This window comes from uncultured Shewanella sp. (assembly GCF_947501225.1).
Lineage (GTDB): Bacteria > Pseudomonadota > Gammaproteobacteria > Enterobacterales > Shewanellaceae > Shewanella.
The window spans coordinates 1-523 of record NZ_CANMUW010000047.1; the positions used below are offsets into that span (position 1 = coordinate 1).

At 39.6% G+C, this 523-nt stretch carries 1 protein-coding gene; it reads left to right on the top strand.

Translation table 11 applies throughout. The annotated features are described in order from the left end of the window. Window positions 1-104 precede the first annotated feature (104 nt). Window positions 105-440 (top strand): DUF6559 family protein, encoded by a 336-nt coding sequence (locus Q1B47_RS21845; protein WP_299798836.1) that lies wholly within the window; start codon window positions 105-107, stop codon window positions 438-440. Window positions 441-523: the final 83 nt, after the last annotated feature.

Here is a 523-nt window from a genome sequence, read left to right on the forward strand (position 1 = left end):
TTTCAGTGTATTAGCATGGCATAGTTGCTGTAAGTTAAATTTTAGGCAGCAGTTTATTGAGCTGCTATTCAATAAGCAGTTATAGGTACATGGAGGGATCCACCATGCTAGTCAGGATGATGAAAAATAGGGCTATCAAAGCCTTTGCCAAAAAACTTCCCAAATTCTTAGTCGTTTCATGGGGCAGTTCTGATGAATACAGTCCCGGGCAGGTAAACAAAGCTATAGCAGAGACAGGGTGTAATGCTACATATGCAAATTATGCCTATGCAATGTTTTGTTCTGAAGACCGATTTAATGAAGTTTGTAATGCAGATTACGCTGAATTGAAGGGAGAGATCGGAGACTTATGTTTTGGTGGTAATTCAGGTTTTAGCTCAAGTGATTTTTCTGTATCAACGGATAGTCACTCCTTTGGCGACAGCGGTTATACAGATTAGTACATATAACAAGAGACTATGGCGTCAACAGCTAAATTTAAGCTTTTGGCGCTTCCCATAAAACACCATCTCTCAGCATTGAA